The organism is Paracoccus haematequi (genome assembly GCF_900631945.1).
GTDB classification, from domain to species: domain Bacteria; phylum Pseudomonadota; class Alphaproteobacteria; order Rhodobacterales; family Rhodobacteraceae; genus Paracoccus; species Paracoccus haematequi_A.
Genome location: NZ_UZWE01000059.1, coordinates 34,558 through 54,014, shown reverse-complemented (window position 1 = coordinate 54,014; position 19,457 = coordinate 34,558). Strand labels below are relative to the sequence as shown.

Sequence of the window (19,457 nt, the reverse complement as noted above, 5' to 3'; positions counted from 1 at the left end):
GGCGGGGGTGGTGGTCGTCGGGGCGGTAGCGGGCGCTTCCTCGACCGAGATGGCGTCGTCCACGGCTTCAGCGGCGTCGTTAGCCGACTGGGCAGCGGCATCGGCCGCGCTGTCGGCCGCATCGCTGGCGGCAGCGGCCGCGTCCTGCGCGGCGGTACCGGCAGCATCGACCGCATTATCGGCAGCCGATGCGGCGCTGTCGGCCGCGCTCTCGGCAGCGGCGGCAGCGTCTTCGGCCGCTTCCTCGGTCGCGGCGGTCGCATTGTCGACGGCATTTTCCGTCGCGGTGGCGGCACTGTCGGCGGCGGCTTCCGCATCGGCCGCGGCAGCCTCGGCATCGGCCGCAGCGTCGCTGGCAGCGCCGGGGGCGGCGGGCGCGTCGGTCGTGGTCACGGTGGTGGTGTCGCCATCGACGGCCACGGTGTCATCGCCGGTAAAGCGTTGCAGCACGAAATACGCCAGGGCCAGCGCCAGCAGGACGCCGATGATCAGCGGCAGAGGCGAAGAGCGACGTTCGACCGGTTCCACATAGGTCTCGTTGCGGACCAGCGGATCGGCGGGACGAGCGGGATCGGCGGGCCGGGTGCGGTTCGGGTCGTTTGGATCATGGGTCATTGCTGGCCTCCAAATTTCTGTGTTGAGACACCGGTTTCAGTGCCGCCTCCGGTCTGTCCTGCCTGCCGTCCGCTGTCAATTCGACCTGTCGGGCGGTAAGCGAAGCCAGCCGACTTGCGACCCGGCCTTCATGCGACTAACACCTTGGTCCTGATACGGTTCCGCCAGCCGGAGCAGCTTTCTTCATGCCGAGGATGCGATGACCACCAACCCAGGGAAAAATGTGCAATATCTTGCCGATTACCGGCCTTATCCCTTTGTTTTGTCGGCAACCCGGATGCGGTTCGCCCTGGCCGCGACCGACACGCGGGTGCGCACCGAACTGTCGCTGGCACCCCGCGACCCCGAATGGTCCGAGGATCTGGTGCTGGACGGCGGCAAGGCGGTCCGCCTGCTGTCCCTGACCATCGACGGCGAGGCCCCCGATCCCGCCCATGTGACCCGCGACGGCGAAACCCTGACTGTCGCCGCAGCCGCCCTGCCCCGCCATCCTTTCCTGCTGGAAACCGAGGTCGGCATCGACCCCTCGGCCAATACCGCCTTCGAGGGGCTGTATATCTCGAACGGGATGTTCTGCACCCAGTGCGAGGCCGAGGGGTTCCGCCACATCACCTTCTATCCCGACCGCCCGGACGTGATGGCGACGTTCCACGTCACCATCGACAGCGACCTGCCGGTGCTGTTGTCGAACGGCAATCCGGTCGGCCAGTCGCAGGGCCGGGCGGAATGGCACGACCCCTGGCCCAAGCCCAGTTATCTGTTCGCGCTTGTCGCGGGCGATCTGGTGGCGGTCAGCGACAGCTTCGCCACCCGGTCGGGGCGCCAGGTCGCGCTGAACGTCTGGGTCCGTCCGGGCGACCAGGACCGCGCGGGATTTGCGATGGAATCGCTGATCAAGTCGATGAAATGGGACGAGGATGTCTATGGCCGCGAATACGACCTGGATGTCTTCAACATCGTCGCCGTCGATGACTTCAACATGGGGGCCATGGAAAACAAGGGGTTGAACATCTTCAACTCGAAACTGGTTCTGGCCAGCCCGGAAACCGCGACCGATGGCGACTACGAGCGGATCGAGGCCGTGATCGCGCATGAATATTTCCACAACTGGACCGGCAACCGGATCACCTGCCGCGACTGGTTCCAGCTCTGCCTCAAGGAAGGGCTGACGGTCTTCCGCGACCAGCAGTTCACCAGCGACATGCGCTCTGCCGCCGTCAAGCGGATCGAGGATGTCCAGGCCCTGCGCGCCCGCCAATTCCGCGAGGATCAAGGCCCGCTGGCCCATCCCCCACGCCCGGACCGCTATGAGGAGATCAATAACTTCTACACCGCGACCGTCTATGAAAAAGGCGCCGAGGTGATCGGGATGCTGAAACGCCTTGTTGGCGACGACGGTTACCGCCGGGCGCTGGATCTGTATTTCGACCGCCACGACGGTGACGCCGCCACCATCGAGGACTGGCTGAAGGTGTTCGAGGACGCGACTGGCCGCGACCTGGCGCAGTTCAAGCGGTGGTATACCGATGCCGGCACCCCGCGCCTGACCATGACCGAGGATTGGCGGCCCGGCGAGGCGGGCGGCACGCTGACGCTGACCTTCAGCCAGCAGACGCCGCCAACGCCCGGACAGCCGGAAAAACCGTCGCGCGTGGTTCCGGTCGCCGTTGGCCTGATCGGACCCAATGGCGACGAGGTGACTCCGACCCAGGTGCTGGAACTGACCGAAGCCAGCCAGACTTTTGCCTTTGAAGGACTGGGCGCGCGGCCGGTCGTATCGGCCCTGCGCGGCTTTTCCGCCCCGGTGATGCTGTCGCGCGACCTGGACGACGCCACCCGCGCCTTCCTATTGGCCCATGACACCGACCCCTTTGCCCGCTGGGAGTCCGGGCGCGACCTGGCGCTGTCGGCGCTGACCGCCGCCGCGCAGGGACAGGCCACCGGCGGCAATTACGTCCAGGCCATCGGCCGCCTGATCGCCGACGATGCGGCCGATCCCGCCTTCCGCGCCCTGTGCCTGAACCTGCCCGGAGAGGAGGAGATCGCGACCCGCCTGTCCACCGGCGGAATCACGCCGGACCCGGATGCGATCCACGCCGCGCGGGAAAGCCTCGCCCGGCAGATCGCAGAAACCCACCTGGACCTGCTGGCGCGCATCTATCAGGACATGACGGTTGCCGGGCCCTATCGCCCCGATGCCGCCGATACCGCCCGCCGGTCCCTGCGCAATGCGGTGCTGGCGCTGCTGACCCGCATCGACGGCGGCGAACGGGCCGAGGTGCTGTTCGGCGTCGCGGGGAACATGACCGAACGGATGGCCGCCCTGACCGCCCTGCTGCGGCGCGGGCGCGGGCAAGCGGAACTGGCGGCGTTGCATGACCAGTTCGCCGACAACCGGCTGGTCATGGACAAATGGTTCGCGGTGCAGCCGATGGCCGCCCCGCCCGCCCAGGCGGCGCAGATCGCCCGCGACCTGGCCACGCGGCGGGACTTCGACTGGAAGAACCCCAATCGCTTCCGCGCGCTGCTGGGCGGCCTGTCGGCCAATCACGCCGGTTTCCACGCGGCGGACGGGTCGGGCTATGACTTCACCGCCGACTGGTTGCTGCGGATGGATCCGGTCAACCCCCAGATCGCCGCCCGCATGTCCACCGCCTTTGAAACCTGGACCCGCTACGACGCCGGGCGGCGCGCCAAGGCCCTGGCCGCATTGGAACGAATCGCCTCGACCAAGGGTTTGAGCAGGAACACCCGCGAGATGGTGTCGCGGATGATCGCGGCGGGCGCATGATGCGTCTTGCGGCAGGCCCCGCGCCGGGGCAGAAAGGCCGGAATGACTGACCGCCACGCCGATGCCAAGGCCGAGATGCAGGCCCGTCTGGACCCGCTGATCGCCGAGCGGGCGCCTTGGCTTTATTCCGGCAAGCCGCATCACCGGCTGGCGAAATGGGCGATGATGGGCCTGCTGCGCTATCCCACGACGTTGCGCCTAGGCGCCGAGTTCCGCGACCTTCCCACGGCCGAGATCATGCGCCGCATGTCGGATTTGATCGTCCGCGACGTGCGGGTCGAAGGGATGGAGCACATCCCCGCCAGCGGCCCCGCGTTGATCGTCGCGAATCATCCGACCGGGATCGCCGACGGGATCGTCGTCCATGCGTTGATGTCGCATCTGCGCGACGACCTGTTCATCTATGCCAACCACGACATGATCCGGGTGCTGCCGCAGACCGCCGACCTGATCGCCGGGGTCGAATGGCGCTTGGAAAAGCGCAGCCATGCCAAGACCAAGGCGACGATGGACTATACCCGAGAGGCGCTTGCGGCGGGGCGGATCGGGCTGATCTTTCCATCCGGGCGGCTGGCCAAGCGGCACGGGATGACGCTGCATGAACGGCCCTGGATGGCAAGCGCGGCGATGATCGCCCGCAAGTTCGGCGTGCCGGTCATTCCGATGAACATCCGCGCCCGAAATTCGGCGCTGTTCTATCTGCTGGACGCGATCCATCCGACGCTGCGCGACGTGACGCTGTTCAACGAGGTGCTGAACAAGCGCCGCCAGCCCTATCGCATCGCCATCGGCGCGCCCATCGACCCCGCCACCCTGCCCAAGGGAGAGGACGCGATCACCGTCCTGCGCGACCGGGTGCTGGCCCTGCCCGCGCCCGGCCCGGACGCCGCGCGCCTGATGCAGGATCGCGGCAAGGCCCGGCTGGTGCGCGGTACCAAGGGCCTGGCCTGAACATCCGGCCCGCGACCCGCCTTATCTTTTGTGCGGAAATATCCACGGGGGTCCGGGGGCAGTCAGCCCCCGGCCTTCGCCTGGCTGCTCAGATCGCCGCCTTGCGGCTTTCCTCCAGATAAATCTCGCGCAGCCGGGTGGCGACCGGACCCACCTGCCCCGTGCCGACCGCAGCGCCGTCGATTTCCACCACCGGCATCACGAAGGCCGAGGCCGAGGTGATGAACGCCTCGTCCGCCGCCTGCGCTTCGGCGATCGTGAAGCTGCGTTCCTCGACCTGCATCTGCGCCTCGGCGGCGAAGCGCAGCACGGCGGCGCGGGTGATGCCGTGCAGGATGTCGTTCGACAACGCGCGGGTCACGATGGTGCCGTTCTTCACGATATAGGTGTTGTTGCTGGTGCCTTCCGTGACCAGCCCGTCCTCGACCAGCCAGGCATCGTCCACGCCGCGCGCCTTGGCCTCCATCTTGGCCATCGAGGGATACAGAAGCTGCACCGTCTTGATGTCGCGGCGCGCCCAACGCTGATCGGGAATGCTGATGATCTTCCAGCCGGTTTTCGCGGCGGGGGCATCGGCCAGGCCGGGTTTGGACTGGGTGAACATCACCACGGTCGGGCGGGTGCCCGCGGGCGGATAGGCGAAATCGCGGTCGCCCGGATTGCCGCGCGTGACTTGCAGATAGATCATCCCGTCGGTGATCCCGTTCCTTTCGACCAAGGCGCGGAACGCCGCCAGATAGTCGTCGTCGGACAAGGGGTTATCCATCGACAGTTCGTCCAGGGACCGCTTCAGCCGGACCAGGTGGCCGTCGAAATCCAGCAGCTTGCCGTCCAGGACGCTGACGACCTCGTAGACGCCATCGGCCATCAGGAAGCCCCGGTCGAACACCGAAACCGTGGCCTGATCCTCGGGAAGATAGTCGCCATTCACATAGACCGTGCGCGTCATGATGCCCCCAGCGTCGCTTTTTCGTCGCTGCGGTCCTGCGCCCAAAGCTAGGCCGCGTCAAGTCGGCCAAGATGCTGCAACGCAGCCCTTGATGCTGCGGCTGCGAAATATTATTGCTGGACAGGACGCAAATCTTTTCGGAACGGATCCCATGAGCTTTCGCACCCAACCCCTGCCCCCCGCCCGCCTGAACCGCTGCCAGTTGTTCGGCCCCGGTTCGCGGGAAAGCCTTTTCGAGAAGATGGCGAAATCCGCCGCAGACGTGATCAACCTGGATCTGGAGGATTCAGTCGCCCCCGACGACAAGGACCGCGCGCGGGCGAACGTCATCCAGGCCATCGGCGACATCGACTGGGGCGACAAGACGCTGTCGGTGCGCATCAACGGGCTGGACACGCCCTTCTGGTATCGCGACGTGGTGGACCTTCTGGAACAGGCGGGCGAGCGGCTGGACCAGATCATGATCCCCAAGGCCGGGAATGCCGGCGACATCTATGCCGTGGACGCGCTTGCGACGGCGGTGGAACGCGCCAAGGGCCGGACCAAGCCGATCAATTTCGAGGTCATCATCGAAAGCGCGGCGGGCATCTGCCATGTCGAGGAGATCGCGGCGTCCTCGCCCCGGATGCAGGCGATCAGCCTGGGTGCCGCCGATTTCGCGGCCTCGATGGGGATGGCGACCACAGGCATCGGCGGGACGCAGGAAAACTATTATATGATCCGCGAGGGGCAGAAATACTGGCCCGATCCCTGGCACTGGGCGCAGACCGCCATCGTCGCCGCCTGCCGCACGCATGGGCTTCTGCCGGTCGACGGCCCCTTCGGCGATTTCAGCGATTCCGACGGCTTCGTGGCCCAGGCGCGGCGTTCGGCCACCTTGGGCATGGTCGGCAAATGGGCGATCCATCCCAGCCAGGTGGCGCTGGCGAACGAGGTGTTTTCCCCCAGCGAATCCGCCGTGACCGAGGCGCGAGAGATCCTGGCCGCGATGGAAAAGGCCAAGGCCGAAGGCGCGGGGGCGACGGTCTACAAGGGCCGCCTGGTCGACATCGCCTCGATCAAGCAGGCCGAGGTGATCGTGCGCCAAGCGGAACTGATCGCGGGATAAACGCGTCCTGCGGGGGCGTCACGCCCCCGCCTGCCACGCCTTCACCGCATCCATGGGCCACAGCAGCATCAGCACGTTCAGCGCCAGCCCGTCGCGGATCAGCCAGATCGTCAGGATCTCGAACCCGATGACGATGGCGGCGGACAGCCAGACCGGCAGCCAGCGGGCCAGATAGAAGCCCGCGACCATCGCCAGGATGTCGGCGACCGAATTGATCACGCTGTCGCCGTAATAATCCAGCGAGATCGTGACGCTGCGATAGCGTTCGATCACCGCATCCGAATTCTCGACGATCTCCCAGGCGGCCTCGATGACCGTGGCGATCAGCAGCCGCCAGCCAAAGCGCAGCCGCCGCGCCACCAGCCACAGCGCCGCATAGAAGATGATCCCGTGCAGCAGATGCGAGGGCGTGTACCAGTCGCTCAGATGTTGCGAGTTTTCGGAACTGACCGTCTGGCCGTGCCACAGCTTCACATGGCCGCAGTCGCAGATCGGCGCCCGGCCCGCCGCCAGCAAGATCAGCGCCGCCGCGGCAATCACAGCGGCCACGCACCAATAGGGAAAAGCCCTTTTCGTGAACACGTTGCGCTGAATTCCTTACGGTCGCCGCAGCTTCATGAATGCCGCCGACGCGCCCCATCCGGCGAACACCGCGACCGCCAGCGACATCAACCCGTAAAGGAACGGCTGGTCGAAGGCCAGACGGTACAGCCAGCGTTCCAGCCCCACCTTGCGCACGTTGATCGGCGCCACGAACACGTCGATCACCTGCCCGTCGCGCAGCAGGAAGATGCGGGTCTTGTAGGCGCCCTCGACCAGGTTGGCGGGCAAATTGACATCGGCCCGAAACAGCGTCTGGTCGATCAGCGACACGCTGCCCTCGTCCAGGCGGTACAGGCCCTGGTCCTCGCGGATGCGGATCAGGGCCTCGGTGAATGGCACCGCGCTTTCCACCGCGATCTGGCCCGCGAAGGCGCGCATCGCGTGCGACAGCGAAATCCGGTACCGGCTGTCCCATTCGGGCAGCAGGATGTCGTCCAGGGCGGCGGATGTGGCGACGGCATAGAAGCCCGGCGCCGCCCCGATCCGCACGGATTCGGCGTTGACCCAGATCCCCGCCTTGCGTTCCTTGCGCCAGACCGTGACGCCTCGGGACGGGGCCTCGACGGTGACGATCACCTGCAAGGGCGGGCCGGGGGGGATAGGGGTTTCGCGCTTGATCGCGCCATAGATCAGGATGTCGGATCCATCGAAGCTGGCGGTGATCGCCACGCTGTCGCTGGACAGGCCCGCGACCACCGTCTCGGCCGGGGGCGGATCGGCGGTGGGCGTGGCCTCGATCGGCGGCACGGGGGATTGCGCGCTTGCGGTGCAGGCCAGGACCAGCAGCAACAGCCCGGCGATCCGGCCCCGCATCAGCCGATCCCCGGCTGGATGACGTAAAAATCGTCCGGTGTCAGGAACAGGTCAAGCGCCAGCTTGCCGCAGACCGCCAGCACCAGCAGCGCCAGCAGGATCCGCAGTTGCTCGGCCCGCAGCTTTGCGCCCAGCGTGGTGCCGAACTGCGCGCCGACGACGCCGCCGACGATCAGCAGCACCGCCAGCATGATGTCCACGGTGTTATAGCTGACCGCGTGCATCAGGGTGGTGAAGGCCGTGACGAAGGTGATCTGGAACAGCGAGGTGCCGACGACGACCTTGGTCGGCATCCCCAGCAGATAGATCATGGCAGGCACCATGATGAAGCCGCCGCCCACCCCCATGATGGCGGCCAGCACCCCCACGGCCACCCCCACCAGCAGCGGGGGAAAGGCGCTGATATACAGGCCCGAGGCGCGGAACTTGATCTTCAGCGGCCAGCGGTGGACCCAATTGTGCTGGTGCAGCCGCCTGCGATAGCCGGGCGCGTTCGACCGCCGAAGGGCGCGAATGCTTTCCTGCAACATCATCGCACCGATCAGGCCCAGAAAGACGACATAGCAAAGCTGGACGACCAGATCGACCTGGCCCACCCGTTGCAGCAGGGTAAAGACCCAGACCCCCAGCCAGGAACCGACCAGGCCCCCGGCCAGCAGCACCCCGCCCATCCTGAAATCGACGCTCTTGCGTTTCACATGGGCCAGCACGCCCGATACCGACGACGCGACCACCTGGTTCGCGCCGGTCGCCACGGCGATGGCGGGCGGGATGCCGATGAAGAACAGCAGGGGCGTGATCAGGAAACCTCCGCCCACGCCGAACAGGCCGCTCATCAATCCGACGAGACCGCCCAGCCCGATCAGCGTGAAGGCGTTGACCGATACCTCTGCGATGGGAAGATAAATCTGCATGACCCGCGCCGTTTGCGTCGGCGGAAAGGATGCAACGCCCCGGCAGTCCCGTCAAACCGCTTTCGGGCCTTGCCTGTCCTTGAGCGCTTGAAGCGGGCGGGTCGCCCGGCTAAGCAGGAACGACAATGTGAACGGGCGCTGTCGCGGCGCCGCAGGACCGTGCGGACGGACGATGCGCATCTTGATCACCAATGACGACGGCATCAACGCACCGGGCCTGGCGGTGCTGGAGGAGATCGCCGCGACCCTGGCCGGTCCCTCGGGGCAGGTCTGGACGGTGGCCCCCGCCTTCGAACAGTCGGGCGTCGCCCATTGCATCAGCTATGCCCACCCGACCATGGTCGCGCGCCTGGACGAACGCCGCTATGCGACCGAGGGAAGCCCGGCGGACTGCGTGCTGGCCGCTTTGTGCGACATCATGGCGGACGGCCCCCCCGACCTGGTGCTGTCGGGCGTGAACCGGGGCAACAACTCGGGCGAAAACGCGATGTATTCCGGCACCATCGGCGGCGCGATGGAGGCCGCGTTGCAGGGCCTGCCCGCCATCGCCCTGTCACAGTACCTGGGTCCGCAGACGGCCAGCCTGGCCGACCCGTTCGAAAGCGCCCGCCGGCATGGCGCGGCGGTGATCCGGCGCCTTCTTGATTACGGCGACTGGACCTCGGACGCGGATTTCCGGCTGTTCTACAACATCAACTTCCCGCCTGTCCCGGCGGCGGCGGTGCGCGGCGCCCGCGTCGTGCGGCAGGGGCGCAGGCGGGGGACGAATTTCGGCGTCGTGCCCTATACCGCGCCGAACGGCCGGCGCTTCATGTGGGCGGCAGGCGGCGCGCAGGATGCCCCGGCCGCGCCCGAGACCGACGTGGCGGTGAACATGGACGGCTTCATCTCGGTCACGCCGATGCGGGCGGATCTGACCTGCCACGCCTCGCTGCTGGAAATGACCAATCTGTTCGATGACGTCCCCATCGGGGCGGGCGCCCCATGACCGAAGGCCATGACGATCCCGCCGAACGCAAGATGCGGTTCCTGTTCCAGCTGCGCTCTCGCGGGGTGACCGATCCGCGCGTGCTGGCGTCGATGGAAAAGATCGACCGGGGCCTGTTCGTGCGCGGCCAGTTCGCCGACCGCGCGTACGAGGACACGCCCCTGCCCATTCCCTGCGGCCAGACGATCAGCCAGCCCTCGGTCGTGGGTCTGATGACGCAATCGCTGCAACCCGGCCCGCGCGACACCGTGCTGGAGATCGGGACGGGATCGGGCTATCAGGCGGCCATCCTGTCGGGGCTGTGCCGCCGCGTCTATACCGTGGACCGCCACCGACGCCTTGTGACCGAGGCCGAGGCGATCTTCCGCCAGTTGGGCCTGCACAACATCACCGCGCAGGTGGCCGACGGGTCGCGCGGCTTGCCGGACCAGGCCCCCTTTGATCGCATCCTTGTCACCGCCGCCGCCGAGGATCCTCCGGGGCCGCTGTTGGCACAGTTGAAGATCGGCGGTATCATGGTCGTGCCGGTGGGCCAGTCCGACGCGGTCCAGACGCTGATCCGCGTGACGCGGACGGAAACCGGCTATGACTATGACGAATTGCGTCAGGTGCGATTTGTGCCGCTGGTCGAAGGGTTGGGACCGACATGACCCGGATCTGCGGCATGGCAGGTTAAGGACGACGGACATGAGCAGCAGTTTCAGACAGGCCGCCAGCATCGGGGCCGCGGCCTTTCTTTTGGCTTCCTGCGGGGCGACGGGATTTGACCCGGATCTGCGCGGCTGGATGCCGGGGGCGCTGAACACGGCCGATGCCGCCGCCCGCGCCGCCCCGCGCCCGCAGCCCGACGACCGTGGCGTGATCACCTTCCCCACCTATCAGGTCGTCGTCGCGCGCAGCGGCGATACCGTGGGCAGCGTCGCGGCGCGGCTGGGCGTCGATGCCGCGCGGCTGGCCCAGCACAACGCCCTGCCCGCCAACGCCCCGCTGGGCGCCGGGCAGACCCTGGTCCTGTCGCAGCGCGTGGCCGCAGGCGGAGCGGCGGCGGGGCGCGGCGGCATCGTCACCGATCCCTTCGCAGGACAGGCCGCGCGATCCGGGACGACGCCCGCCGCCGCCGCGAAACCGGCGTCCAGCCCGGCCAATCCGGCGCAGCATGTCGTCGCCTCGGGCGAGACGGCCTGGTCCATCGCCCGCAAATACGATGTCAGCGTGCAGGATCTGGCAGCCTGGAACGGGCTGCCGTCGTCCATGTCGCTGCGGGTGGGTCAGCGGCTGATCGTGCCGGTGGCCGGGCAAAAGGCCCCCGATCCGGCGGCCGTCACCACCGCGCCCGGCACCGGCAGCCCGACCCCGCGCCCGCCCTCGGCCGCCGAACCGCTGCCGTCGGAAACAACGGCACCCGCCGCCGCCCCCGGACCCAAGGCGCCCGTGACCGACCTGGGGGCCACTCGGACTGCCGCATCCGCCAGCGGACGGTTCCAGATGCCGGTGTCGGGGTCGATCATCCGGGTCTATGAAAAGGGCCGGAACGACGGCATCGACATTTCCGCTACTGCCGGGATTGCGGTCAAGGCTGCGGGCCGTGGCACGGTCGCGGCGGTTACGAAGGACACCTCGGGCGCGCCCATCGTGGTGGTGCGGCACGATGGGAACCTCATGACGGTCTATACGGGGCTGGACGGATTGGACGTGGCCAAGGGCGACAGCGTCTCGGCAGGCCAGTCCATCGGCAAGGCCGGTCGCGGCGGTTTCGTCCATTTCGAGGTCCGCCAGGGCTTTGACAGCGTGGACCCGGAAAAATACCTGAACTGACCGGATGGAACGCCCCCCAGTCCCGGACGTTTGCCTGCCACACGCAGTCCAACGGAGGATAGGACATGGATCATTCCCAACATCCCCGGCTGTTGCCGGATGAAATGACCGACGCGGTTCTGACCGGCGCCACCGTCTATGGTCCCGGAGACGAGACGGTGGGCACCGTGTCCCATGTGCATGGATCGGGCAGCAGCGCGCAGGTGGTGATCGACGTGGGCGGGTTCCTAGGGATCGGATCGAAGCCGGTGCTGGTTCCCGTGTCCGATCTGGACGTGATGCGGGACGGCGACGGGGTGGTCCACGCCGTCTCGCGGTGGGACAAGGAACACCTGAAGGCCCTGCCCGAACACCGGGATTGACGCAAAGGGCGGCGGTTTTTCCGCCGCCTTTTCAGACGGTGTCCAGATACAGTTCGACCGTCTCCTCGTCGGACAATTCGGCCATGTAGTGCAACTCCTGCCGCTTTGTCATGACGAAATTCTCGATCAGATGGGCCGGAAAGATGCGCCGCATTTCCGGGCACGCATGGAAGGCGTCGATCGCCTCGCCCCAGCTGGCGGGCAGTTGCGCAAGGTTCTGATCATAGGCGTTGCCCCGGAACGGTTCTGGCGCCTCCAGCTTTTCCTGGATGCCGTTCAGCGCTGCGCCCAGGATCGCCGCCACCGTCAGATAGGGATTCACATCGCCGCCCGCCACGCGATGTTCGATCCGCCGCGCCTTCGGCCCCGATGACGGGATTCGGATCGCCGCCGTGCGGTTTTCATAGGCCCAGCCGATCCCGGTCGGCGCATGGGCGTTCGGCACCAGCCGATCATAGCTGTTCTCGTGCGGGGCGAACAGCAGCGTGGAACCTGGCATGGCGCGCAGGCATCCGGCGACCGCGTGGCGAAGTTCCGCCGTGCCCTCGTCGCCGCCATTGTCGAAGATGTTGCGTCCGCTCCGGTCCAAGATCGAGAAATGCATGTGCATCCCGTTCCCCGAAAACGCCTCGTAAGGCTTGGCCATGAAGCTGCCCGCGAAGCCGTATTGGCGCGCGATGCCCTTGACCAGCATCTTGAACAGCCAGCTGTCGTCCGCAGCCTTCAGCGGGTCCGGCTGGTGCATCAGGTTGATTTCGAACTGGCCCGGCCCTGCTTCCGAAATCGCGGTGTCGGCGGGAATGTCCATGCTTTCGCAGGCGTCATACAGCGTGGTGAAGAACTGGTCGAAGGCGTCGAGCGCCCGCAGGCTGAGAACCTCGCCGCCGGTACGGCGCTTGCCGGATCGGGGACTGGGCGGCACGCGCAGGTGACGGCCCGAATCGTCGATCAGGAAGAACTCCAGTTCCGTCGCCACGACCGGAGTCAGCCCCGCGTCGTGATAGCGTTCGACCACGCGGGCCAGCGCCTGCCGGGGATCGCCCTCATAGGGGCGGCCATCGGGGTGGAACATCCACAGCGGCAGCAGCGCGGTCGGCGCGTCCAGCCAGGGCATCGGCAGAAAGCCCCGTTCCGTCGGCAGCAGCAGCCCGTCCGGGTCGCCGATCTCGAATACCAAGGGGCTGTCCTCGACATCCTCGCCCCAGATGTCCAGGTTCAGCACGGAATAGGGAAACTTGGTGCCTTCTTCCAGCAGCTTGCCGGCATAGCGGGCGGGGATGCGCTTGCCGCGCGCGACGCCGTTCAGGTCGGCTGCGGCGACGCGGATGGTCTTGACCTCGGGATGTTCTTTCAGCCAGTCCATAACTTTACCGGATCACTTGCGGACGATAGCGGATGCGCCGGGCGGCACCCGGAAGATGGCGGTTCAGGCGCCGGTTCACGATACCGAACAGCCCGATCAGCGCCAGCGTGCACAGGATGAAATATCCCGCCACGATGGGATAGGCGACGAAGGGGTTGAAGGTCTGGCCCGCGAAATAGCTGGCGTAATACAGGCTGTCGCCGCGCTGCTGGAACGCCGGGAAGCCCGAAAAGAACACCAGCGTCGTGGCGTGGAACAGGAAGATCGCCTCGTTGGTATAGGACGGCCAGGCCAGCCGCAGCATGGTGGGCCACAGCACGCGGCGGAACTTGGTCCAGCCGGTCATGCCGTAAGCCTCGGCCGCCTCGATATCGCCCTTGGGCACCGACATCAGCGCGCCGTGGAAGTTTTGCGCGGAATAAGCGGCCGTGTTCAGCGTCAGCACGATCAGCGCCCCTGCCCAGGCCTTGGCCAGCCAGCTTGTCGCGACGGTCAGGCCGAAGATCTCGACCCCCGCGCGGGGCAGCAGGACCAGGGCCTCGTAGGCCAGGAAGAACTGGATGAACAGGGGACTGCCCCGGAACAGGAAGATGAAGCCGTCGGCCGGCTTGCGCAGCCAGGGATTCGTGCTGGTCTTGGCAAGCGCCAGCCCGGTCGCCAGGAAGAAGCCGAACAGCAGCGCGAAGAAGGCGAAATACAGGTTCCAGATCAGCCCCGACCCGATCAGCGTGACCTGCTGGCACAGCGTGAAATCGCTGCGCGGCAGCAGCCGTTCGCCGATGCCCAGCGACCGCAACCCGTAATCCAGAATGGTCTGCGCGCAGCTCATGGGGCGACCGCCTTGCGCTGCGCCTCGCCCGCCAGGGTGGCCTGGCCTTGGGTCAGCCGCGCCGTCACCCGGCCCAGCACCCGTTCCGATACCCAGGTCATCAGCAGGTAAAAGACCAGCACGACCAGGAAATAGTAAAGCCGCCAGTCGGGATGCGGATAAGCAAACGAGCTGGTCTTGGCACCGCCCAGTTCCCGCGCCCAATAGACGATATCCTCGATCCCCAGCAGGAACAGCAGGGGCGTGGCCTTGATGAGGATCATCCACAGGTTCGACAGGCCAGGCAGCGCATAGGTCCACATCTGCGGGACCAGGATCCGCCGCGTGACCTGGCGGGGCGTCATGCCGTAAGCCTCGGCCGTTTCCAGTTGCGCGCGCGGCACGGCCTGCATGGCGCCATACAGCACATTGGCCGCGAAGGCGCCGAAGACGACCGAGAAGGCGATCACGGCCAGCGTCATTGCATAGATGTCATGGACCCATTCCGGGCTGGTGGACAGGGGCAGCTTGGCCGCCGCGCAGACGACGAAATCATTGCCCTGCCGCACCGGCGCATCGCTGTCGCACAGCGCCTTGTGACGCAGCCATTCCAGGCCCTGATCCAGGGCGATGGGCACGAACAGGAAGAAGATGATGTCGGGCACGCCGCGCACCATCGCGGTATAGATCCGCCCGAACCAGCGGATCGGCGCGATGCGCGACCGCGACGCCATCGCACCGCCGTAACCGAACAGCAGCGCGATGGGCGCGGTGATCGCCAGCAGCAGCAGGACCACCCCGAAGCTGGCATAGAACAGCATATGCGTGCCGGTCGTCAGATAGCACGACAACCACGCAAACCCGTCCAGCACCGAAGGATCGCTGCAATAGGAAAACATCATCCGTCCCGATCGGGGCCGCGGGTCGCCCCGCAGCCCGAGGCATCATTCATAGGTCTGCGCGTCGTCGCCGAAATGCTTCTTGATCAACGTGTTGAGGCTGCCGTCTTCCTTCATCGCGGTGATGGCCGCGTCCAGCTTCTCGCGCAGTTCGGTGTCGGACTGGCGCAGGCCCACGCCGATGCCTTCGTCCAGCTTGACCTGCTCGCCCACGAAGACCAGATCGTTGCTGTCCTCGACAAAGGGGCGCATGACCTCGTGGTCGCCGAAGCCCGCATCGGCCTCGCCGTTGCGGATGGCGGCCAGAACCTGGTCGATGTTCGGGAATTCCAGCATCGTCGCGCCCGTCTCGGCGATATGGGACGCCTGCACGGTGCCGGTCTGCACGGCGATCACCCCGCCCTCCAGGTCGACCCCCTCCTGCAACGCGACATAGGAGGAGGGCGCGGGCGGCAGGTAATCCTGGGTGAAGGCGATCACGGCCTTGCGTTCCTCGTTGATGCTCATCGCCGCCATGATCGTGTCATAGTTCGACGACACGAGGTTGGGGATGATCGAATCCCAGTCGTTCTTGACCCAGGTGCAGGACAGTTCGGCGCGCTTGCACAGCTCGTCGCCCAGCTCGCGCTCGAACCCGGCGACCTCGCCCGCCTCGTTGATGAAGTTGTACGGAGGATAGGCGCCCTCGGTTCCCATGCGGACGGTCGTCTGGGCCAGGCCCATGCCTGCGGTCAGGGCCAGGGCAGTCGCGGCAAGCAGCAGTTTCTTCATTGGTCGTCTCTCCTGTTGGTCGTTTTGTCAGTGCGTCGAGGCGCTGAGGAACTGGCGCAGCCGGTCGGTCCGGGGCGCGCCGAAAAGCTGATCGGGCGGGCCTTCCTCGGCGATCAGGCCCTGGTGCAGGAACACAACATGGTCGCTGACATCGGCGGCCAGGCGCATGTCGTGGGTCACGATGATCATGGTGCGGTGCTCGCCCGCCAGATCCTTGATGACGCGCACGACCTCTTGCTGCAATTCGGGATCAAGCGCGCTTGTCGGTTCGTCGAACAGCAGCGCCTTGGGGTTCATGCACAAGGCGCGAGCGATGGCCGCGCGCTGTTGCTGGCCGCCGGAAAGCTGCGCGGGCCAGGCGCCCGCCTTGTCGCCGATGCCCACCTTGTCCAGCAGGGCGCGGGCGCGGGCCTCGACCTGGGCGCGGTCCTGTCCCAGAACCGTCACCGGGGCCTCCATGACGTTTTGCAGGATCGTCATGTGGGACCACAGGTTGAACTGCTGGAACACCATCGACAGGTTGGTGCGGAACCGCATCACCTGTGCGCGGTCGGCGGGCACGCGGGCCATACCCTGCCCCTTCCACCGCACCGCCTCGCCCTCGAAGCTGATCTCACCGGCCTGGCTGTTTTCCAGCAGGTTGCAGCAGCGCAGCAGCGTGGACTTGCCGGAACCCGACGATCCGATCAGGCTGACGACATGGCCGCGCGGCGCGGTCAGGGATACGCCCTTCAGCACCTCGATCTGGCCATAGGCCTTGTGCAGCCCCTGGATCCGGATCACGGGCGCGGCATCGTTCAGGGCGGTATTGTCGTTCATCATCGGCGCATTGGGCGATAATCCCCGCGCTTTTGCAACGGGGTCTGCAAGGCAACCTGCCGATAAGCGCAGGTTGCCGCAGCGTCAGACGATCTCGACCGCGTATTTCTCGATCACGGTATTGGCCAGCAGGCCCTCGCACATCCGCTCGACCTCGGCTTTGGCGGCGGCGGCGTCGGTCGCGTCCAGGTCCAGTTCGATCAGCTTGCCCTGGCGCACGCCCGAGACGCCCCGATGGCCAAGGCCACCAAGCGCGTGGCGGATCGCCTCGCCCTGCGGGTCAAGGACGCCATCCTTCAGCATGATCGTGACACGGGCTTTCATGGCGTCTTCCTTCAATTGATCGCAGTCGGTTTCAGGCTGGTGGTGTTGGCGGGCATCAGGCCCAGACGGCGTGCGACCTCGGTATAGGCGTCGGTCAGGTTGCCCAGGTCGCGGCGGAACACGTCCTTGTCCAGCTTCTGCCCGGTCTTCATGTCCCACAACCGGCAGCTGTCGGGGCTGATCTCGTCGGCGACGATCAGGCGCATGAAGTCGTTGTCCCAGACCCGGCCGATCTCGATCTTGAAGTCGATCAGCTTGATGCCGACGCCGTAGAACACGCCCGACAGGAAGTCGTTGACGCGCAGGGCCAGCGACACGATGTCGTCCAGATCCTGCTGGGTCGCCCAGCCGAAGGCGATGATGTATTCCTCGGACACCATCGGGTCGCCCAGTTCGTCGTTCTTGAAGCTGTATTCGACGATGGGACGGGGCAGCAGCGTGCCTTCCTCAAGCCCCAGGCGCTTGGAAATGGACCCGGCGGCGAAGTTGCGCACGATCACTTCCAGAGGCACGATTTCCACCTGGCGGATCAGTTGCTCGCGCATGTTGATGCGGCGGATGAAGTGGTTCGGGACGCCGATATTCGTCAGCCCGTTCATGAAGAATTCGGACAGGCGGTTGTTCAGGACGCCCTTGCCTTCGATCACGGCCTTCTTCTGCGCGTTGAAGGCGGTGGCATCGTCCTTGAAATACTGGACCAGGGTGCCGGGTTCGGTGCCTTCGTACAGGATCTTCGCCTTGCCTTCGTAAACTTTCTTCCGGCGCGGTGCCATGGCGGGCGTCCTTTCGCATGTCCTTGTCCCACGGGCCTTACCTTACAAGCGGCCCTGGGGGCAATACGAGAGGCTTGCGCCCGGCGGCAGGCGGGCTAAGATCCCGACCAAGACAACCAGGAGGCCACGATGACCACCTTCGACGACCGCGAGCGCGGTTACGAATCCAAGTTCGCCCACGACGCCAACCTGCGCTTCAAGGCGGACGCGCGCCGCAACCGCCTGCTGGGCGAATGGGCGGCGGGCCTTCTGGGCAAGGAGGGCGACGATGCCCGCGCCTATGCGCTGACCATCGTCACCTCGGATTTCGAGGAACCGGGATACGAGGATGTCTTCCGCAAGCTGGCGGCGGATCTGGAAGGCAAGGCGGGCGAATCGGAAATCCGCACCAAGATGGCCGAACTGATGGAGGTCGCTCGCCGTCAGATTCTGGACGAGACCCAGTAACGGCCTTTCGGCGGCGCTGGATCGGGGGCCTTGCGGCCCCTTTTTCATGCCGCCGCAGCCTCGGCCCGTGGATAGCGCAGGGCCATGGCGACGCCGCGTGACAGGTTCAGGGCGGTCAGGGCTGCCCACAGCCCATGGTTTCCCCAGACCGGCGGCAGCAGCAGGACGGCCGCCAGGAACACCAGGGCCGACCAGATCATCGCCATGCGCATGTCGCGGGTCAGCGTGGCGCCGATGAAGATGCCGTCCAGCATCCAGGCGCCCACCCCGATCAGCGGCGCCGCGCCCAGCCAGGGCAGATAGACCCGCGCCTCGGCCCGGACCTCGGGCGAGGTGGTAAGCAGGTCGATGATCGCGCCGCCGCCGAACCAGAAGGCCAGGGCCAGGGCGAAGGCGCCGCCGATTCCCCAGGCTGATGTCAGCACGGACGCCCGCCGCACCCGGTCGGGCCTGCGCGCGCCCACCGCCTGCCCGACCAGGCTTTCGGCCGCGAAGGCGAAGCCGTCCAGGGCATAGGCGGTGATCGACAGGAATTGCAGCAGCACCTGATTGGCGGCCAGCGTTACGTCCCCCTGCCCCGCGCCCAGGAACACGAAGCTGGTAAAGCTGGCTTGCAGCAGCACCGACCGGATCATGATGTCACTGTTCACCCGCGCCAGCCGCGTCAGCTTGTCCCGCGCGAACAGTCCGGCCGCGGTCAGGCCCTGTGCGACGGCCTTGCGCGTCATCCACAGCCCCAGCATCAGCCCGCACCATTCAGACAGCAGCGTCGCCGCCGCGACCCCCTGTACGCCCCAATGCAGGCCCAGCACGAACCAGATCGACAGGGCCACGTTCAGCCCGTTCTGGATCAGGTTCAGCACCAGAACCGACCGGGCGCGCTCGACCGCGATCAGCCAGCCGGTGACGGCGTAAAGGCCGATGGTCGCGGGCGCCCCCCAGATGCGGATCGCCAGATAATCGCGCGCCAACGCCTTGACCGCGACGGATGTGGGGGCGATCCGAAAGGCCGCGCCAAAGACCGCGCCTTGCAGGAGGATGAAGCCCAGCCCCGCCGCCGCCGCGATGGCAAGCGCCCGCAGCAGATGCGCGCCGCTTTCCGCCCCCTGGCCCGCGCCGTGGCTTTGCGCCACCAGGCCCGAGGTGCCCATGCGCAGGAACCCGAAGATCCAGTAGATACTGGTCAGGATCACGGCGCCGATGGCCACCCCGCCGATCGCCTCGGGCCGGCCAAGCTGGCCGATCACGCCGGTATCGACCAGCCCCAGCAGCGGCACGGTGACGTTCGACAGGACGATCGGCAGCGCGATCGACAGCACCCGCCGGTTGGTCAGCCGGTCCATC

General features: G+C 66.6%; 21 protein-coding genes. 8 read left to right on the top strand and 13 right to left on the bottom strand.

What is annotated here, in order from left to right; genetic code table 11:
- On the bottom strand, window positions 1-615 hold a 615-nt coding region (locus tag PARHAE_RS18000; RefSeq protein WP_126155938.1), incomplete at its 3' end, for a hypothetical protein.
- Window positions 616-814: 199 nt separating this feature from the next.
- Between PARHAE_RS18000 and pepN the strand changes: the two genes are divergently transcribed.
- Together pepN and PARHAE_RS17990 are read left to right on the top strand one after the other, a co-directional pair.
- Window positions 815-3,406, top strand: a complete 2,592-nt coding sequence (gene pepN, locus PARHAE_RS17995) for an aminopeptidase N (RefSeq protein ID WP_126155937.1) — start codon at window positions 815-817, stop codon at window positions 3,404-3,406.
- A 42-nt stretch (window positions 3,407-3,448) separates the two neighbouring features.
- A complete protein-coding gene (locus tag PARHAE_RS17990) occupies window positions 3,449-4,357 on the top strand; it encodes a 1-acyl-sn-glycerol-3-phosphate acyltransferase (RefSeq protein ID WP_241232875.1) in 909 nt (302 codons plus the stop codon).
- Between the two features lie 88 nt (window positions 4,358-4,445).
- Here PARHAE_RS17990 and PARHAE_RS17985 read toward each other — a convergent pair whose 3' ends face one another.
- Window positions 4,446-5,306, bottom strand: a complete 861-nt coding sequence (locus tag PARHAE_RS17985) for a D-amino-acid transaminase (protein WP_126155936.1) — start codon at window positions 5,304-5,306, stop codon at window positions 4,446-4,448.
- A gap of 151 nt (window positions 5,307-5,457) precedes the next feature.
- Here PARHAE_RS17985 and PARHAE_RS17980 point away from each other — a divergent pair, with 151 nt between their 5' ends.
- Entirely contained in the window at window positions 5,458-6,414 is a 957-nt protein-coding gene (locus PARHAE_RS17980) for an L-malyl-CoA/beta-methylmalyl-CoA lyase (protein WP_126155935.1), read from the top strand.
- 18 nt (window positions 6,415-6,432) lie between these two features.
- On the opposite strand, the gene PARHAE_RS17975 is transcribed toward PARHAE_RS17980, so the two are convergent.
- From PARHAE_RS17975 to PARHAE_RS17965, 3 genes are read right to left on the bottom strand one after another with little or no spacing between them, the layout of a single operon-like run.
- The gene (locus tag PARHAE_RS17975) at window positions 6,433-6,996 is read right to left on the bottom strand and encodes a DUF2585 domain-containing protein (RefSeq protein ID WP_126155934.1); all 564 of its coding nucleotides are present in this window, start codon (window positions 6,994-6,996) and stop codon (window positions 6,433-6,435) included.
- 15 nt (window positions 6,997-7,011) lie between these two features.
- Complete coding sequence (locus tag PARHAE_RS17970) at window positions 7,012-7,830, bottom strand: TIGR02186 family protein (protein ID WP_126155933.1); 819 nt, start codon at window positions 7,828-7,830, stop codon at window positions 7,012-7,014.
- A complete protein-coding gene (locus PARHAE_RS17965) occupies window positions 7,830-8,744 on the bottom strand; it encodes a sulfite exporter TauE/SafE family protein (RefSeq protein WP_126155932.1) in 915 nt (304 codons plus the stop codon). The genes PARHAE_RS17970 and PARHAE_RS17965 overlap by 1 nt, the downstream gene beginning before the upstream one ends.
- A 172-nt stretch (window positions 8,745-8,916) precedes the next feature.
- Here PARHAE_RS17965 and surE point away from each other — a divergent pair, with 172 nt between their 5' ends.
- The 4 genes from surE (at window position 8,917) to PARHAE_RS17945 (ending at window position 11,909) form a co-directional block, all read left to right on the top strand.
- Window positions 8,917-9,732 carry a 5'/3'-nucleotidase SurE gene (gene surE / locus PARHAE_RS17960; RefSeq protein WP_126155931.1) on the top strand — a complete coding sequence of 272 codons (816 nt, stop codon included), beginning with the start codon at window positions 8,917-8,919 and terminating at the stop codon, window positions 9,730-9,732.
- Window positions 9,729-10,382, top strand: coding sequence for a protein-L-isoaspartate(D-aspartate) O-methyltransferase (locus PARHAE_RS17955; RefSeq protein WP_126155930.1), 654 nt, complete (start codon window positions 9,729-9,731; stop codon window positions 10,380-10,382). The genes surE and PARHAE_RS17955 overlap by 4 nt, the downstream gene beginning before the upstream one ends.
- A gap of 37 nt (window positions 10,383-10,419) precedes the next feature.
- The gene (locus tag PARHAE_RS17950; protein WP_126155929.1) at window positions 10,420-11,547 is read left to right on the top strand and encodes a LysM peptidoglycan-binding domain-containing protein; all 1,128 of its coding nucleotides are present in this window, start codon (window positions 10,420-10,422) and stop codon (window positions 11,545-11,547) included.
- 65 nt (window positions 11,548-11,612) lie between these two features.
- The gene (locus PARHAE_RS17945; RefSeq protein WP_126155928.1) at window positions 11,613-11,909 is read left to right on the top strand and encodes a PRC-barrel domain-containing protein; all 297 of its coding nucleotides are present in this window, start codon (window positions 11,613-11,615) and stop codon (window positions 11,907-11,909) included.
- A 31-nt stretch (window positions 11,910-11,940) separates the two neighbouring features.
- On the opposite strand, the gene PARHAE_RS17940 is transcribed toward PARHAE_RS17945, so the two are convergent.
- From PARHAE_RS17940 to purC, 7 genes are all read right to left on the bottom strand, one after another.
- On the bottom strand, window positions 11,941-13,272 hold the full coding sequence (locus PARHAE_RS17940) for a glutamine synthetase family protein (RefSeq protein ID WP_126155927.1): 1,332 nt from the start codon (window positions 13,270-13,272) through the stop codon (window positions 11,941-11,943).
- Between the two features lie 4 nt (window positions 13,273-13,276).
- A complete protein-coding gene (locus tag PARHAE_RS17935) occupies window positions 13,277-14,101 on the bottom strand; it encodes an ABC transporter permease (protein WP_126155926.1) in 825 nt (274 codons plus the stop codon).
- The gene (locus PARHAE_RS17930; protein ID WP_126155944.1) at window positions 14,098-14,979 is read right to left on the bottom strand and encodes an ABC transporter permease; all 882 of its coding nucleotides are present in this window, start codon (window positions 14,977-14,979) and stop codon (window positions 14,098-14,100) included. The genes PARHAE_RS17935 and PARHAE_RS17930 overlap by 4 nt, the downstream gene beginning before the upstream one ends.
- Before the next feature lie 45 nt (window positions 14,980-15,024).
- Window positions 15,025-15,750, bottom strand: coding sequence for a transporter substrate-binding domain-containing protein (locus PARHAE_RS17925; protein ID WP_126155925.1), 726 nt, complete (start codon window positions 15,748-15,750; stop codon window positions 15,025-15,027).
- Between the two features lie 27 nt (window positions 15,751-15,777).
- Window positions 15,778-16,572 carry an ABC transporter ATP-binding protein gene (locus PARHAE_RS17920; RefSeq protein WP_126155924.1) on the bottom strand — a complete coding sequence of 265 codons (795 nt, stop codon included), beginning with the start codon at window positions 16,570-16,572 and terminating at the stop codon, window positions 15,778-15,780.
- An 81-nt stretch (window positions 16,573-16,653) separates the two neighbouring features.
- Window positions 16,654-16,893 (bottom strand): phosphoribosylformylglycinamidine synthase subunit PurS, encoded by a 240-nt coding sequence (purS, locus tag PARHAE_RS17915; RefSeq protein WP_126155923.1) that lies wholly within the window; start codon window positions 16,891-16,893, stop codon window positions 16,654-16,656.
- 11 nt (window positions 16,894-16,904) lie between these two features.
- Window positions 16,905-17,666, bottom strand: coding sequence for a phosphoribosylaminoimidazolesuccinocarboxamide synthase (gene purC, locus PARHAE_RS17910; RefSeq protein ID WP_126155922.1), 762 nt, complete (start codon window positions 17,664-17,666; stop codon window positions 16,905-16,907).
- A gap of 129 nt (window positions 17,667-17,795) precedes the next feature.
- On the opposite strand from purC, the gene PARHAE_RS17905 reads away from it, so the two are divergent.
- Window positions 17,796-18,113, top strand: coding sequence for a DUF1476 domain-containing protein (locus tag PARHAE_RS17905; RefSeq protein WP_126155921.1), 318 nt, complete (start codon window positions 17,796-17,798; stop codon window positions 18,111-18,113).
- Window positions 18,114-18,157: 44 nt separating this feature from the next.
- Here PARHAE_RS17905 and PARHAE_RS17900 read toward each other — a convergent pair whose 3' ends face one another.
- Window positions 18,158-19,456 (bottom strand): MATE family efflux transporter, encoded by a 1,299-nt coding sequence (locus tag PARHAE_RS17900; protein WP_126155920.1) that lies wholly within the window; start codon window positions 19,454-19,456, stop codon window positions 18,158-18,160.
- Between the last annotated feature and the right edge of the window lies 1 nt (window position 19,457).

Coding starts and splice junctions, on each gene's coding strand:
- PARHAE_RS17950 (WP_126155929.1), top strand. CDS start 10,420: ATGAGCAGCAGTTTCAGACAGGCCGCCAGCATCGGGGCCGCGGCCTTT.
- PARHAE_RS17930 (WP_126155944.1), bottom strand. CDS start 14,979: ATGTTTTCCTATTGCAGCGATCCTTCGGTGCTGGACGGGTTTGCGTGG.
- purS (WP_126155923.1), bottom strand. CDS start 16,893: ATGAAAGCCCGTGTCACGATCATGCTGAAGGATGGCGTCCTTGACCCG.
- PARHAE_RS17935 (WP_126155926.1), bottom strand. CDS start 14,101: ATGAGCTGCGCGCAGACCATTCTGGATTACGGGTTGCGGTCGCTGGGC.
- PARHAE_RS17970 (WP_126155933.1), bottom strand. CDS start 7,830: ATGCGGGGCCGGATCGCCGGGCTGTTGCTGCTGGTCCTGGCCTGCACC.
- PARHAE_RS17990 (WP_241232875.1), top strand. CDS start 3,449: ATGACTGACCGCCACGCCGATGCCAAGGCCGAGATGCAGGCCCGTCTG.
- PARHAE_RS17965 (WP_126155932.1), bottom strand. CDS start 8,744: ATGCAGATTTATCTTCCCATCGCAGAGGTATCGGTCAACGCCTTCACG.
- surE (WP_126155931.1), top strand. CDS start 8,917: ATGCGCATCTTGATCACCAATGACGACGGCATCAACGCACCGGGCCTG.
- PARHAE_RS17925 (WP_126155925.1), bottom strand. CDS start 15,750: ATGAAGAAACTGCTGCTTGCCGCGACTGCCCTGGCCCTGACCGCAGGC.
- PARHAE_RS17905 (WP_126155921.1), top strand. CDS start 17,796: ATGACCACCTTCGACGACCGCGAGCGCGGTTACGAATCCAAGTTCGCC.
- PARHAE_RS17980 (WP_126155935.1), top strand. CDS start 5,458: ATGAGCTTTCGCACCCAACCCCTGCCCCCCGCCCGCCTGAACCGCTGC.
- PARHAE_RS17940 (WP_126155927.1), bottom strand. CDS start 13,272: ATGGACTGGCTGAAAGAACATCCCGAGGTCAAGACCATCCGCGTCGCC.
- PARHAE_RS17955 (WP_126155930.1), top strand. CDS start 9,729: ATGACCGAAGGCCATGACGATCCCGCCGAACGCAAGATGCGGTTCCTG.
- PARHAE_RS17985 (WP_126155936.1), bottom strand. CDS start 5,306: ATGACGCGCACGGTCTATGTGAATGGCGACTATCTTCCCGAGGATCAG.
- PARHAE_RS17945 (WP_126155928.1), top strand. CDS start 11,613: ATGGATCATTCCCAACATCCCCGGCTGTTGCCGGATGAAATGACCGAC.
- PARHAE_RS17900 (WP_126155920.1), bottom strand. CDS start 19,456: ATGGACCGGCTGACCAACCGGCGGGTGCTGTCGATCGCGCTGCCGATC.
- PARHAE_RS17920 (WP_126155924.1), bottom strand. CDS start 16,572: ATGATGAACGACAATACCGCCCTGAACGATGCCGCGCCCGTGATCCGG.
- pepN (WP_126155937.1), top strand. CDS start 815: ATGACCACCAACCCAGGGAAAAATGTGCAATATCTTGCCGATTACCGG.
- purC (WP_126155922.1), bottom strand. CDS start 17,666: ATGGCACCGCGCCGGAAGAAAGTTTACGAAGGCAAGGCGAAGATCCTG.